Origin of the sequence: Leclercia sp. 29361, from assembly GCF_011290365.1 — a bacterium.
Classification (GTDB): domain Bacteria; phylum Pseudomonadota; class Gammaproteobacteria; order Enterobacterales; family Enterobacteriaceae; genus Enterobacter; species Enterobacter tamurae.
Genome location: NZ_CP049786.1, coordinates 3,361,790 through 3,373,684, shown reverse-complemented (window position 1 = coordinate 3,373,684; position 11,895 = coordinate 3,361,790). Strand labels below are relative to the sequence as shown.

Below are 11,895 nucleotides of genomic sequence, written 5' to 3'. Positions count from 1 at the left end.
CTGACTAAAAAACAGGCGCAGCAGATTGCCTGAGAAGGTAACCCGCCTGGGGCGCTGAATATTTTTTCAGCGCTTTTTTTATTTACGCGCGGGAAGGAAATCCCTACGCAAACGTTTTCTTTTTCTGTTAGAATTCGCCCCGAACTGGATGACAGGGCGTTTAATCGTGGGACGTATATGGTCTGGATTGATTACGCCATCATTGCGGTGATAGGTTTTTCCTGTCTGGTTAGCCTGATCCGTGGCTTTGTTCGTGAAGCGTTATCGCTGGTAACCTGGGGCTGTGCCTTCTTTGTTGCCAGTCATTACTACACTTACCTGTCTGTCTGGTTCACGGGCTTTGAAGATGAACTGGTCCGAAACGGAATCGCCATCGCGGTGCTGTTTATCGCGACGCTGATTGTAGGCGCCATTGTTAACTTCGTGATTGGCCAGCTGGTTGAGAAAACCGGTTTGTCAGGAACGGACAGGGTGCTCGGGATCTGTTTCGGTGCATTGCGAGGAGCGTTGATTGTAGCCGCGATACTGTTCTTCCTTGATACCTTTACCGGGTTTTCAAAAAGTGAAGACTGGCAGAAGTCGCAGCTGATCCCGCAGTTCAGCTTCATCATCAGATTGTTCTTCGACTATCTGCAAAGCTCGTCGAGTTTTTTGCCCAGGGCATAAACCCTGAGATGTGGCTTAACGAGGAAATGACGAATGTGCGGTATTGTCGGTATCGCCGGTTTCATGCCGGTAAACCAGTCTATTTATGACGCATTATCGGTGCTTCAGCACCGTGGGCAGGATGCTGCGGGTATCATCACCATTGATGCACACAACTGCTTCCGTTTACGTAAGGCCAACGGCCTGGTAAACGATGTGTTTGAAGCCCGCCATATGCAGCGTCTGCAGGGTAACATGGGTATTGGTCACGTTCGTTACCCTACCGCAGGCAGTTCCAGCGCCTCTGAAGCGCAGCCTTTCTACGTTAACTCTCCGTATGGCATCACGCTTGCCCACAACGGTAACCTGACCAATGCCCACGAGCTGCGTAAAAAGCTGTTTGAAGAGAAGCGTCGCCACATTAACACCACTTCTGACTCTGAAATTCTGCTTAACGTCTTTGCCAGCGAACTGGATAATTTCCGTCACTATCCGCTGGAAGCCGACAACATTTTTGCTGCCGTGGCGGCGACGAATCGTCTGATTCGCGGGGCCTATGCCTGCGTGGCGATGATTATCGGCCACGGTATGGTCGCGTTCCGCGATCCGAACGGTATTCGTCCGCTGGTACTGGGTAAACGCGATATTGGCGATGGCCGCACCGAGTATATGGTGGCCTCCGAAAGCGTGGCCCTGGACACCCTGGGCTTTGAGTTCCTGCGCGACGTGGCCCCGGGCGAAGCGGTCTACATCACTGAGAAAGGCCAGCTGTTTACCCGCCAGTGTGCGGAAAACCCGGTCACTAATCCGTGCCTGTTCGAGTACGTCTACTTTGCTCGTCCGGACTCCTTCATCGACAAGATCTCCGTCTACAGCGCCCGTGTGAATATGGGTACCAAGCTCGGGGAGAAGATTGCCCGCGAGTGGGAAGATCTGGACATCGACGTGGTTATCCCGATCCCGGAAACCTCCTGCGATATCGCGCTGGAGATGGCGCGTATTCTGGGTAAACCGTACCGTCAGGGCTTTGTGAAAAACCGCTACGTTGGCCGTACCTTCATTATGCCAGGCCAGCATCTGCGCCGTAAATCGGTACGCCGCAAGCTGAACGCTAACCGCGCTGAGTTCCGCGACAAGAACGTTCTGCTGGTGGATGACTCCATCGTGCGTGGCACCACCTCAGAGCAGATTATCGAGATGGCCCGTGAAGCGGGTGCGAAGAAGGTCTACCTGGCCTCTGCGGCACCGGAAATTCGCTTCCCGAACGTGTACGGCATCGACATGCCGACCGCCAACGAGCTGATTGCTCACGGTCGTGAAGTGGACGAGATCCGCCAGATCATCGGCGCCGATGGCCTGATTTTCCAGGATCTGAACGATCTGATCGACGCGGTGCGCGCCGAGAACCCGGATATTCAGCAGTTTGAGTGCTCGGTGTTTAACGGTATCTACGTCACCAAAGATGTGGATCAGCAGTATCTCGACTATCTCGACTCTCTGCGTAACGACGATGCGAAAGCCGTGCAGATGGCGAACGATCTCGAAAGCTTAGAGATGCATAACGAAGGTTAATCCTTATCGCAGGCGAGGGCGTCCGCCCTCGCTTGCAACTCCCGCCAAAATCCTGCACAGTCTGCCCTGTTACAGTAAGGGCGATAATATGAAACGATTGATAGTTGGGCTTTCAGGGGCCAGCGGCGCGATTTACGGCGTCCGTTTGCTGCAGGTATTACGCGACGTCGCTGACGTTGAAACCCATCTGGTGATGAGCCAGGCCGCGCGTCAGACCCTCTCTCTCGAAACCGATTACTCCCTGCGTGACGTTCAGGCGTTGGCCGATGTGGTGCACGATGCCCGCGATATCGCCGCCAGCATCTCCTCCGGGTCGTTTAAGACCGCGGGGATGGTGATCCTGCCCTGTTCCATCAAAACTCTCTCCGGCATCGTCAACAGCTATACCGATACCCTGGTGACCCGCGCCGCCGACGTGGTGCTGAAAGAGCGCCGCCCGCTGGTGCTCTGCGTGCGTGAAACCCCGCTCCATCTGGGCCACCTGCGGCTGATGACCCAGGCTGCCGAGCTGGGGGCGGTGATCATGCCGCCGGTGCCGGCATTTTATCACCGCCCACAAAGCCTGGATGACGTTATTAATCAAACCGTGAACCGGGTGATTGACCAGTTCGATATTGAACTGCCGGACGATCTCTTCGCCCGCTGGCAGGGCGTCTGACGGCAAAGTTGTCCTGCTCTGGGGCAGGTCAGCGCAACGTGCCCTGTTTCAGGGCAATTCTGCAACCGCGATCATATCCTCAACATTTAATTCCTTTTTTCCTTTCTTCCCACTGCGGTTCGTTTGGCAGACCTGCTATCTTTCACCATTAAGGCAATCTTGCAACCTTTCGTTAACATATTTAACGCCGTAATTTTGCACTAATTGCAATCTGGCATAAGACCTGCAAGGGATCGCCTGCAACAACACACAACATCATCTATTACAAAATAAAATCACGACACTTGAGGGTAATGTATGAAGAAGACGGTTCTGGCTCTGTCTTTGCTGGTGGGATTAAGTGCAGCGGCAAGCAGCTATGCGGCGCTCCCACAGACCGTACGTATCGGTACTGACGCGACCTATGCGCCGTTCTCATCGAAAGATGCGAAAGGCGACTTTGTCGGGTTTGATATCGACCTGGGGAAGGAAATGTGCAAACGCATGTCCGTGAAATGCACCTGGGTGGGCAGCGACTTTGATGCGCTGATCCCCTCCCTGAAAGCCAAAAAAATCGACGCGATTATCTCCTCGCTCTCCATTACCGAGAAGCGTCAGCAGGAGATCGCCTTCTCTGAAAAACTGTACGCAGCGGATTCACGCCTGATTGCGGCGAAGGGCTCGCCGATCCAGCCGACCATTGATTCGCTGAAAGGTAAGCACGTTGGTGTCCTGCAGGGCTCCACCCAGGAAGGCTTTGCCAATGCCAACTGGCGTGAAAAAGGCGTCGATGTGGTGGCCTACCAGAACCAGGATTTAATCTATTCCGATCTGGCGGCAGGGCGTCTGGATGCTGCTTTCCAGGATGAAGTCGCGGCGAGCGAAGGCTTCCTGAAACAACCTGCAGGGAAAGAGTTTGTCTTTGCGGGTCCGTCGGTCAAAGACAAAAAATACTTTGGTGACGGTACCGGGATCGGCCTGCGCAAGGACGATGCCGAGCTGAAAGCGGCATTTGATAAAGCCTTTACCGAACTGCGTAAAGACGGCACCTACGACAAACTGGCGAAGAAATACTTCGACTTCAATGTCTACGGCGACTAACCGTTACTGACGGGTGCGCACCATAATGGCTCCCTGTTATGGTGCGCCAGTAACAATTGCGAACCACAACGGTGCATATCCTGTGCCGCATTGGTTATAAAGTGAATAGTTAAGCACTCGCAATGCACTTTTTCGCGCGCGCGGGGCATAATCTTTTGCCTTGCCGCGGCGATTAATGGCACATTAAGAGCACCCCCGTCGGCGTTAAAATCCCGTAAGAAGACAGTCTGTTGAGGATAGATATGAAAAAACTGGTGTTGTCACTTTCTCTGGCTCTGGCATTTTCCAGCGCTACTGCGGCATTCGCAGCAATTCCGCAAAAAGTACGTATTGGTACTGACCCGACTTATGCCCCCTTCGAATCAAAGAATGCGCAGGGTGAACTGGTAGGATTTGATATCGATTTGGCGAAAGAGCTGTGCAAACGTATCAAAACAGAGTGTACCTTCGTTGAAAACCCACTGGATGCGCTGATCCCTTCGCTGAAAGCGAAAAAAATCGACGCCATTATGTCTTCTCTCTCCATCACCGAAAAGCGCCAGCAGGAGATTGCCTTCACAGACAAACTTTATGCAGCGGATTCCCGTCTGGTGGTAGCAAAATCCTCCGATATCCAGCCAACCCTGGAGTCACTGAAAGGTAAACGTGTGGGCGTGCTGCAGGGCACCACCCAGGAGACCTTTGGTAACGAGCACTGGGCACCGAAAGGGATCGAAATCGTCTCTTATCAGGGCCAGGAGAATATCTACGCTGACCTGACTGCGGGCCGCATCGACGCCGCTTTCCAGGACGAAGTTGCTGCCAGCGAAGGCTTCCTGAAGCAGCCGGTAGGTAAAGATTACAAGTTCGGCGGTCCGTCCATCAAGGACGAGAAACTCTTTGGCGTGGGCACCGGTATGGGGCTGCGTAAAGAGGACAACGAACTGCGTGAAGCGCTGAATAAAGCCTTTGCCGAGATGCGTGCGGACGGGACTTACGAAAAACTGGCGAAGAAATACTTCGACTTTGATGTCTACGGTGGCTAAACGCCCCACTCAATAACGTGCGACCCCTCCCGTTAGGGGAGGGGAAAAGACACGGCGTCACCACTCACGACACGACAGGGCAGGCGGTATGCTGTACGGATTTTCTGGCGTAATTTTACAAGGCGCACTCGTCACCCTTGAACTGGCTCTCAGTTCGGTAGTGCTGGCGGTGTTAATAGGCCTGGCGGGCGCGGGCGCGAAGCTTTCGACCAATCGGGCGCTGGCTCTGCTGTTTGAAGGCTATACCACCCTGATCCGCGGAGTGCCTGACCTGGTGCTGATGCTGCTGATCTTCTACGGTCTGCAAATCGCCCTTAACGGCCTGACGGATGCCATCGGTATGGCACAGATTGATATCGATCCGATGGTGGCTGGTATCATCACCCTGGGCTTTATCTACGGGGCCTACTTTACGGAAACCTTCCGTGGCGCCTATATCGCGGTGCCGAAAGGGCATATCGAAGCGGCCACGGCCTTCGGTTTTACCTCCTCTCAAACCTTCCGCCGGATTATGTTTCCGGCCATGATGCGCTTTGCGCTGCCGGGCATCGGCAACAACTGGCAGGTTATCCTCAAAGCGACGGCACTGGTCTCGTTACTGGGGCTGGAAGATGTGGTGAAAGCCACGCAGCTGGCGGGTAAAAGCACCTGGGAACCGTTCTATTTCGCCATCGTCTGCGGGGTGATTTATCTGGTGTTTACCACCGTTTCCAATGGTGTGCTGCTGCTGCTCGAGCGTCGCTACTCCGTGGGTGTGAAGAGGGCTGACCTGTGATCGAGATTATTCAGGAATACTGGAAATCGCTGCTGTGGACCGACGGATACCGCTTTACCGGTGTGGCGATCACCCTCTGGCTGCTGATTTCTTCCGTAGTGATGGGTGGCATTCTGGCGGTGTTTCTCGCCATTGGTCGCGTCTCCAGCAATAACTACATTCGCTTCCCCATCTGGCTGTTTACCTATATTTTCCGTGGGACGCCGCTGTATGTGCAGCTGCTGGTCTTCTACTCCGGGATGTACACGCTGGAGATCGTCAAAGGCACCGAGATGCTGAACGCGTTCTTCCGCAGCGGGCTAAACTGTACCGTGCTGGCGTTAACGCTGAACACCTGCGCCTACACCACCGAGATCTTTGCCGGGGCGATCCGCTCCGTGCCACACGGTGAAATTGAGGCGGCGCGGGCCTACGGCTTCTCTTCCGTGAAGCTCTACCGCTGCATTATCCTGCCGTCGGCGCTGCGCATTGCGCTGCCTGCCTACAGCAATGAAGTGATATTAATGCTGCACTCCACCGCGCTGGCCTTTACCGCCACCGTGCCGGATCTGCTGAAAATCGCCCGCGACATTAACTCGGCGACCTATCAGCCGTTTACCGCCTTCGGCATCGCGGCAGTGCTCTATTTAATCATTTCTTACGTCCTGATTAGCCTGTTCCGCAAAGCGGAAAAACGCTGGTTGCAGCATGTCAAACCTTCGACGCACTGAGAATTAAGATGGCTGAGAACAAATTAAACGTTATCGATTTGCACAAACGCTACGGCGAACATGAAGTGCTGAAAGGGGTGTCGCTGCAGGCAAATGCGGGCGATGTGATCAGTATTATCGGCTCGTCGGGGTCGGGTAAAAGTACCTTCCTGCGCTGCATCAACTTCCTCGAAAAGCCGAGCGCCGGCAAGATTGTGGTCAGCGGCGAGAACATTAATCTGGTGCAGGACAAAGACGGTCAGCTGAAGGTAGCGGACAAGCACCAGCTGCGGATGTTGCGTACCCGACTGACGATGGTGTTCCAGCACTTCAACCTCTGGAGCCACATGACGGTGCTGGAGAACGTGATGGAAGCGCCGGTGCAGGTGCTGGGCTTAAGCAAGCAGGAAGCCCGTGCCCGTGCGGAGAAATACCTGGCGAAAGTGGGTATCGACGCGCGCCAGCAGATTAAGTATCCGGTGCATCTCTCCGGCGGTCAGCAGCAGCGTGTCTCCATCGCCCGTGCGCTGGCGATGGAGCCGGAAGTGCTGCTGTTCGACGAACCCACCTCCGCGCTCGACCCTGAGCTGGTAGGCGAAGTGCTGCGCATCATGCAGCAGCTGGCCGAAGAGGGAAAAACGATGGTGGTGGTGACTCACGAGATGGGCTTCGCCCGTAACGTCTCCAACCACGTGATTTTCCTGCATCAGGGCGTAATCGAAGAGCAGGGCCACCCGGATGAGGTGCTGGCGAACCCGAAGAGTCCACGCCTGCAGCAGTTCCTGAAGGGGTCGTTAAAGTAGTTTTTGCCCGGTGGCGCAAGGTAAAAGCAAAACGGCAACCTGTTGCCGTTTTTTGTGTTTGTTCCCTCTCCCTGTGGGAGAGGGCCAGGGTGAGGGCATCAGGCCGCACCGTACTCAAGCCGGTAAACCCAGTCGTCATAGCGCACGCCGTTAATCTCATACGCCTGTTCCAGCACCTGGGTACGCACAAAGCCCGCTTTCTCTAACACCCGCACCGAACCACCATTATCCGCCAGCACATACGCGTTAACCGCCTTTACGCCCACCCGAATAAAAGCATATTCACAGACGGCCTGCAGCGCCTCGCTGGCAATCCCCCGGCCCTGCGCAGCGGCGATCACCGTATAACCAATATCGGCTTCTTCAGGATATTTAGCGCTGATTTGCAGCCCAATATCCCCCAGCGGGGTGTCGTCATCCTGGGCTCGAATGACAAAGGTGTGCGGAGCCGTCAGGCGGGCAGCAAACAGGCGGCGGGTCTCTTTTTCTGCGGCAATAGCGGCCATATAGCGCATGATTTCAGGCGATTCGCGAAGCCGCAGGAAGAAGGGCCAGTCAGCGGGCTCAAAAGGGGAAAGTGTCAGCCTGGGAGTGGTAATTGTGGCCATCGTAACGCCTTACTATGAGAACGGGCGGACCAATTTAACACAGCCGATCGGGTAGATTTAACCTACCACATCTCCCAGGGCTTCTTCTAAGTCGTACCACCTGAAGGCAAACCCGGCCGCCTCCAGACGCTTCGGCAGCGCGCGCTGACCGCCCAGCACCAGCACCGAGGATTCTCCCATCAGCAGGCGGATAGCGGAGGCCGGAGCGCGAACCACGGCCGGGCGATGTACCGCATGCCCCAGGGCATGGGCGAACTGCTCGTTGCGAACCGGGTAGGGGGAGACCATATTGAACGGGCCGCGCAGATCGTTATCCAGCAGCCAGAGAATACCATTCACCATATCGTCGATATGGATCCACGCCAGATACTGACGACCATTGCCCATCGGGCCGCCGAGACCCAGCTTAAACACCGGCAGCATCTTCGCCAGAATCCCGCCTTTTGGCGCCAACACTACGCCGGTGCGCAGCAGGCAAACCCGGGTCTGCTCGCTCTGCGCCCCGCAGGCGATCTGCTCCCAGCGGGCGCACAGCTTATGGGTAAATTCGTTGTGCGGCGGCTCCTCTTCGGTGACCACCACTTCGCCTAAATCGCCGTAATAACCCGAGGCTGAACCAGAGATAAACACCGACGGCGGCGTGTCGCTGGCCTTGAACATATCCACCAGGCGCTGGGTGATGTTCCAGCGGCTGTTGCACAGCCGCTGCTTATGTTCTTCCGTCCAGCGTTTGTCGGCGATGGGTTCTCCCGCCAGATTGATGACGGCATCAAAGCCGTTCAGATCCTGATGCTCGGTGAGCCCTTTCCAGATATTGATGCCGGAACCGAGTGCCTGACGCGCTTTCTCGGGACTGCGCGTCACCACCGTAAGCTCATGGCCGAGCGTCTGCAAACGAGGGATCAGATGCCGGCCTATCAGGCCAGTACCGCCGGTTATCAGGATCTTCATACAACCTCCAGGGTTACGCCTGGCGTTGCCAGCTTAACGTCATTGAGACGGAGTCGGCATAGCGCAGGGCGTGAAGTTTATCGATCTCTACTTCAGCATAGGTGACCCAGTGATGTTCACGTGCGATATCCAGCACATCCTGAGTTAATTTTTCCAGTAAAGAGAAGCGGTTACTCTCGACATGTTGAATGATGCTTTTGGTGACGGTGCGATAGTTCAGGGCGTCATTGATATCTTCACTGTCCCGGGCCTTGTCGGCCGGGTAGTGGATCACCACATTAACGACGATATCCTGACGGTTGGCGCGCTCCTCCTCTTTGATGCCGATATAGGTGCGCAGGCGTAAATTTTTAATACGAATAATCGCGTCGTGCTGGGACATTGCAGGCTTCCTCGGTGTCATTATTGCCACCATGATACATGAGGAAACCGTTTATATCTGCTGCACTTTTTGCATCGCGCGCTCGGTTGCCGGGCGGGTGCGGATGCGCTCAAACCAGTTGTTCACCGCAGGCCACGACGCCAGGTCGACGCGATGCTTTTCATGGGTATTGACCCACGGCCAGCAGGCGATATCCGCGATGCTGTAGTGCTCCCCTCCCAGCCACGGCGATCTCTCCAGACGTTTATTCAGCACGTTATAGAGTCGCTGCGTCTCAACCTGAAAACGTTCGATGGCGTAGGGGATGGGCTGCGGTGCAAAGTGGTTAAAATGATAGTTCTGACCAATCATCGGCCCCAGCCCGCCCACTTGCCAGAAGAGCCACTGCAGGGTGACGTGGCGCTCCCGTAACTCGCCGCTCAGCAGCTTGCCGCTTTTTTCCGCCAGGTAGAGCAGGATCTCACCGGACTCAAACAGGCTCAGCGGGGCACCGCCATCGTCCGGGTCATGATCGACGATGGCGGGGATTTTATTGTTAGGCGAAATGGCGAGAAACTCAGGGCGGAACTGTTCGCCTTTGCTGATCTCAACCGGCAGGATGCGGTAATCCAGCTGGGCCTCCTCCAGAAAAAGCGTGATCTTATGCCCGTTGGGGGTGGGGGCGTAGTAAAGGTCAATCATCGCAACTCCTGTCATAACGATTATTGCGGCATAGGATCGAGTATAGGTGGTGATGATAAATCGTGAGTTTTCATCAAGTGACAGCTGGGGCAGGAGGTTATATTTTGGATAGATACCCACCTTCCGAAGCGTTACGAGGATTTTATGAGCCAACCTGCGATTACCCTGTGGTCAGATGCCGATTATTACTCCCCTTACGTCATGAGCGTGTATGTCGCGCTGGCCGAGAAGGGATTGCCTTTCACCCTGAAGACCGTGGATCTCAGCCGGGGTGAAAATCGACAGCCGCAGTGGCGAGGCTATGCCCTGACCCGCCGCGTGCCGGTGCTGGAGATCGACGGCTTTGAACTCAGTGAATCCTCGGCCATTGCCGAATATCTGGAGGAGCATTTTGCCCCGCCGGAGTGGGAGCGGATCTTCCCTCACGATCGGCAAAAGCGCGCTCGCGCACGCCAGATCCAGGCGTGGCTGCGCAGCGATCTGGTGCCGATCCGTGAGGAGCGCTCTACCGACGTAGTGTTTGGCGGGGTGAAAAAACCGGCCCTCAGCGAAAATGCGCAGCGGGCGGCAAACCAGCTCTACGATGTCGCCTCGTCGCTGCTTGCCCACGGCCAGCAAAACCTCTTCGGAGAGTGGTGTATTGCCGATGCGGATCTGGCCCTGATGCTCAACCGTCTGGTGCTCAATGGCGACGACGTGCCCCAGCAGCTGGTGGATTACGCTAATTTCCAGTGGCAGCGGGCGTCCGTGCAGCGGTACGTGGCGTTGTCAGCGAAGCGGGCGGGCTAATATTCCGGTATAATGGGGCAGCTTTTCGACACAAGGAATTACTGATGAAGCTGATGTTTGCATCGGACATCCACGGCTCGCTGCCGGCGACCGAACGGGTGCTTTCGCTGTTTAACCAGAGCGGGGCGCAATGGCTGGTGATCCTCGGGGATGTACTGAACCACGGCCCGCGCAACCCGCTGCCCGAAGGCTACGCGCCTGCTGAGGTCGCCGATCGGCTCAACGCCTACGCGTCGCGGATTATCGCCGTGCGCGGTAACTGCGACAGCGAAGTTGACCAGATGCTGCTGCACTTTCCCATCACCGCCCCCTGGCAGCAGATCCTGCTGGAGAACTGTCGGCTGTTTGTGACCCACGGTCATCTGTTTGGTCCGGATAACCTGCCCGCGCTGAATGCTGGCGATGTGCTGGTTTACGGCCATACTCATATTCCGGTAGCCGGGAAACAGGGCGACCTCATACACTTTAATCCTGGCTCGGTCAGCCTGCCCAAAGGCGGTTTTTCCCCCAGCTACGGCATGCTGGATGGAAACCATTTGTGCGTTATGACGCTGAATGATGGCCAGGTTATTGCGCAGTCAGAGATTAATCCGTAATTTACTCCTTAACAGTAAACGCGCCGCGAGAGCGCTTTAAAGAGAAGGTTTCCCGATGGTGGAGCAGAGTCATTTGGCAAGTACGGAATGGGTGGATATTGTCAACGAAGACAATGAGGTAATCGCACAGGCGAGCCGCGAGCAGATGCGGGCGCAGCGCCTTCGTCATCGCGCGACCTATATCGTCGTGCATGATGGAATGGGCAATATTCTGGTTCAGCGTCGTACCGAAACGAAAGACTTTATGCCCGGCATGCTCGATGCTACCGCCGGTGGCGTGGTGCAGGCCGATGAGCAGTTACTCGATTCCGCTCGCCGCGAAGCGGAAGAGGAGCTGGGAATTGCCGGCGTGCCGTTTGCCGAACATGGCCAGTTCTACTTTGAAGATAGCCACTGCCGCGTCTGGGGAGGCCTTTTCAGCTGTGTCTCCCACGGTCCGTTTGCGCTGCAGGAGGAAGAGGTGAGTGAAGTCTGCTGGATGACCCCGGCGGAGATCACCGCCCGTTGCGACGACTTCACGCCAGATTCGCTGAAAGCACTGGCCCTGTGGATGAGCCGCAATGCCAGCAACGAGCCGGTTAAGCACGAAGAAGCTTAATCGCAACCATAAAAAAAGGCGACCCGCAGGTCGCCTTTTTACG

General features: G+C 55.7%; 15 protein-coding genes. 11 read left to right on the top strand and 4 right to left on the bottom strand.

The window, feature by feature from the left end; translation table 11 throughout:
* The first annotated feature begins 177 nt into the window (after positions 1-177).
* The 8 genes from cvpA (at position 178) to hisP (ending at position 7,247) form a co-directional block, all read left to right on the top strand.
* Complete coding sequence (gene cvpA, locus G7090_RS16100) at positions 178-666, top strand: colicin V production protein (protein WP_106994725.1); 489 nt, start codon at positions 178-180, stop codon at positions 664-666.
* A gap of 33 nt (positions 667-699) precedes the next feature.
* Complete coding sequence (gene purF, locus G7090_RS16095) at positions 700-2,217, top strand: amidophosphoribosyltransferase (RefSeq protein ID WP_106994726.1); 1,518 nt, start codon at positions 700-702, stop codon at positions 2,215-2,217.
* Between the two features lie 88 nt (positions 2,218-2,305).
* Positions 2,306-2,875 carry a UbiX family flavin prenyltransferase gene (locus G7090_RS16090; RefSeq protein WP_106994727.1) on the top strand — a complete coding sequence of 190 codons (570 nt, stop codon included), beginning with the start codon at positions 2,306-2,308 and terminating at the stop codon, positions 2,873-2,875.
* A 297-nt stretch (positions 2,876-3,172) separates the two neighbouring features.
* A complete protein-coding gene (gene argT / locus G7090_RS16085; RefSeq protein ID WP_166183066.1) occupies positions 3,173-3,955 on the top strand; it encodes a lysine/arginine/ornithine ABC transporter substrate-binding protein ArgT in 783 nt (260 codons plus the stop codon).
* A gap of 242 nt (positions 3,956-4,197) precedes the next feature.
* Complete coding sequence (hisJ, locus tag G7090_RS16080) at positions 4,198-4,980, top strand: histidine ABC transporter substrate-binding protein HisJ (protein ID WP_032612831.1); 783 nt, start codon at positions 4,198-4,200, stop codon at positions 4,978-4,980.
* 88 nt (positions 4,981-5,068) lie between these two features.
* Positions 5,069-5,755: a histidine ABC transporter permease HisQ gene (locus G7090_RS16075; RefSeq protein WP_106994729.1), complete on the top strand. Its 687-nt coding sequence runs from the start codon at positions 5,069-5,071 to the stop codon at positions 5,753-5,755.
* The gene (gene hisM, locus G7090_RS16070) at positions 5,752-6,465 is read left to right on the top strand and encodes a histidine ABC transporter permease HisM (protein ID WP_106994730.1); all 714 of its coding nucleotides are present in this window, start codon (positions 5,752-5,754) and stop codon (positions 6,463-6,465) included. Before G7090_RS16075 ends, hisM begins: the two co-directional genes overlap by 4 nt.
* An 8-nt stretch (positions 6,466-6,473) precedes the next feature.
* Positions 6,474-7,247, top strand: a complete 774-nt coding sequence (gene hisP / locus G7090_RS16065; protein ID WP_106994731.1) for a histidine ABC transporter ATP-binding protein HisP — start codon at positions 6,474-6,476, stop codon at positions 7,245-7,247.
* 98 nt (positions 7,248-7,345) lie between these two features.
* Here hisP and G7090_RS16060 read toward each other — a convergent pair whose 3' ends face one another.
* The 4 genes from G7090_RS16060 to yfcG are packed head-to-tail and all read right to left on the bottom strand — an operon-like array spanning position 7,346 to position 9,869.
* Positions 7,346-7,855, bottom strand: coding sequence for a GNAT family N-acetyltransferase (locus tag G7090_RS16060; protein WP_166183064.1), 510 nt, complete (start codon positions 7,853-7,855; stop codon positions 7,346-7,348).
* 57 nt (positions 7,856-7,912) lie between these two features.
* Entirely contained in the window at positions 7,913-8,806 is an 894-nt protein-coding gene (locus G7090_RS16055; protein ID WP_166183062.1) for a TIGR01777 family oxidoreductase, read from the bottom strand.
* Between the two features lie 13 nt (positions 8,807-8,819).
* Positions 8,820-9,188 carry a dihydroneopterin triphosphate 2'-epimerase gene (gene folX, locus G7090_RS16050; protein ID WP_166183059.1) on the bottom strand — a complete coding sequence of 123 codons (369 nt, stop codon included), beginning with the start codon at positions 9,186-9,188 and terminating at the stop codon, positions 8,820-8,822.
* A 51-nt stretch (positions 9,189-9,239) separates the two neighbouring features.
* Positions 9,240-9,869: a GSH-dependent disulfide bond oxidoreductase gene (yfcG, locus tag G7090_RS16045; RefSeq protein WP_166183057.1), complete on the bottom strand. Its 630-nt coding sequence runs from the start codon at positions 9,867-9,869 to the stop codon at positions 9,240-9,242.
* A 144-nt stretch (positions 9,870-10,013) separates the two neighbouring features.
* Between yfcG and yfcF the strand changes: the two genes are divergently transcribed.
* The 3 genes from yfcF to yfcD are packed head-to-tail and all read left to right on the top strand — an operon-like array spanning position 10,014 to position 11,852.
* Complete coding sequence (gene yfcF, locus G7090_RS16040) at positions 10,014-10,658, top strand: glutathione transferase (protein ID WP_106996037.1); 645 nt, start codon at positions 10,014-10,016, stop codon at positions 10,656-10,658.
* A gap of 44 nt (positions 10,659-10,702) precedes the next feature.
* A complete protein-coding gene (yfcE, locus tag G7090_RS16035) occupies positions 10,703-11,254 on the top strand; it encodes a phosphodiesterase (protein ID WP_166183055.1) in 552 nt (183 codons plus the stop codon).
* Positions 11,255-11,309: 55 nt separating this feature from the next.
* Positions 11,310-11,852 carry an NUDIX hydrolase YfcD gene (yfcD, locus tag G7090_RS16030; RefSeq protein WP_106996036.1) on the top strand — a complete coding sequence of 181 codons (543 nt, stop codon included), beginning with the start codon at positions 11,310-11,312 and terminating at the stop codon, positions 11,850-11,852.
* Positions 11,853-11,895: the final 43 nt, after the last annotated feature.

Excerpts from the sequence above, each read along its gene's own strand:
- hisP (WP_106994731.1), top strand. The coding sequence starts at position 6,474 with ATGGCTGAGAACAAATTAAACGTTATCGATTTGCACAAACGCTACGGC.
- G7090_RS16055 (WP_166183062.1), bottom strand. The coding sequence starts at position 8,806 with ATGAAGATCCTGATAACCGGCGGTACTGGCCTGATAGGCCGGCATCTG.
- G7090_RS16075 (WP_106994729.1), top strand. The coding sequence starts at position 5,069 with ATGCTGTACGGATTTTCTGGCGTAATTTTACAAGGCGCACTCGTCACC.
- cvpA (WP_106994725.1), top strand. The coding sequence starts at position 178 with ATGGTCTGGATTGATTACGCCATCATTGCGGTGATAGGTTTTTCCTGT.
- hisJ (WP_032612831.1), top strand. The coding sequence starts at position 4,198 with ATGAAAAAACTGGTGTTGTCACTTTCTCTGGCTCTGGCATTTTCCAGC.
- argT (WP_166183066.1), top strand. The coding sequence starts at position 3,173 with ATGAAGAAGACGGTTCTGGCTCTGTCTTTGCTGGTGGGATTAAGTGCA.
- yfcG (WP_166183057.1), bottom strand. The coding sequence starts at position 9,869 with ATGATTGACCTTTACTACGCCCCCACCCCCAACGGGCATAAGATCACG.
- purF (WP_106994726.1), top strand. The coding sequence starts at position 700 with ATGTGCGGTATTGTCGGTATCGCCGGTTTCATGCCGGTAAACCAGTCT.
- yfcE (WP_166183055.1), top strand. The coding sequence starts at position 10,703 with ATGAAGCTGATGTTTGCATCGGACATCCACGGCTCGCTGCCGGCGACC.
- folX (WP_166183059.1), bottom strand. The coding sequence starts at position 9,188 with ATGTCCCAGCACGACGCGATTATTCGTATTAAAAATTTACGCCTGCGC.
- G7090_RS16090 (WP_106994727.1), top strand. The coding sequence starts at position 2,306 with ATGAAACGATTGATAGTTGGGCTTTCAGGGGCCAGCGGCGCGATTTAC.
- yfcD (WP_106996036.1), top strand. The coding sequence starts at position 11,310 with ATGGTGGAGCAGAGTCATTTGGCAAGTACGGAATGGGTGGATATTGTC.
- yfcF (WP_106996037.1), top strand. The coding sequence starts at position 10,014 with ATGAGCCAACCTGCGATTACCCTGTGGTCAGATGCCGATTATTACTCC.
- G7090_RS16060 (WP_166183064.1), bottom strand. The coding sequence starts at position 7,855 with ATGGCCACAATTACCACTCCCAGGCTGACACTTTCCCCTTTTGAGCCC.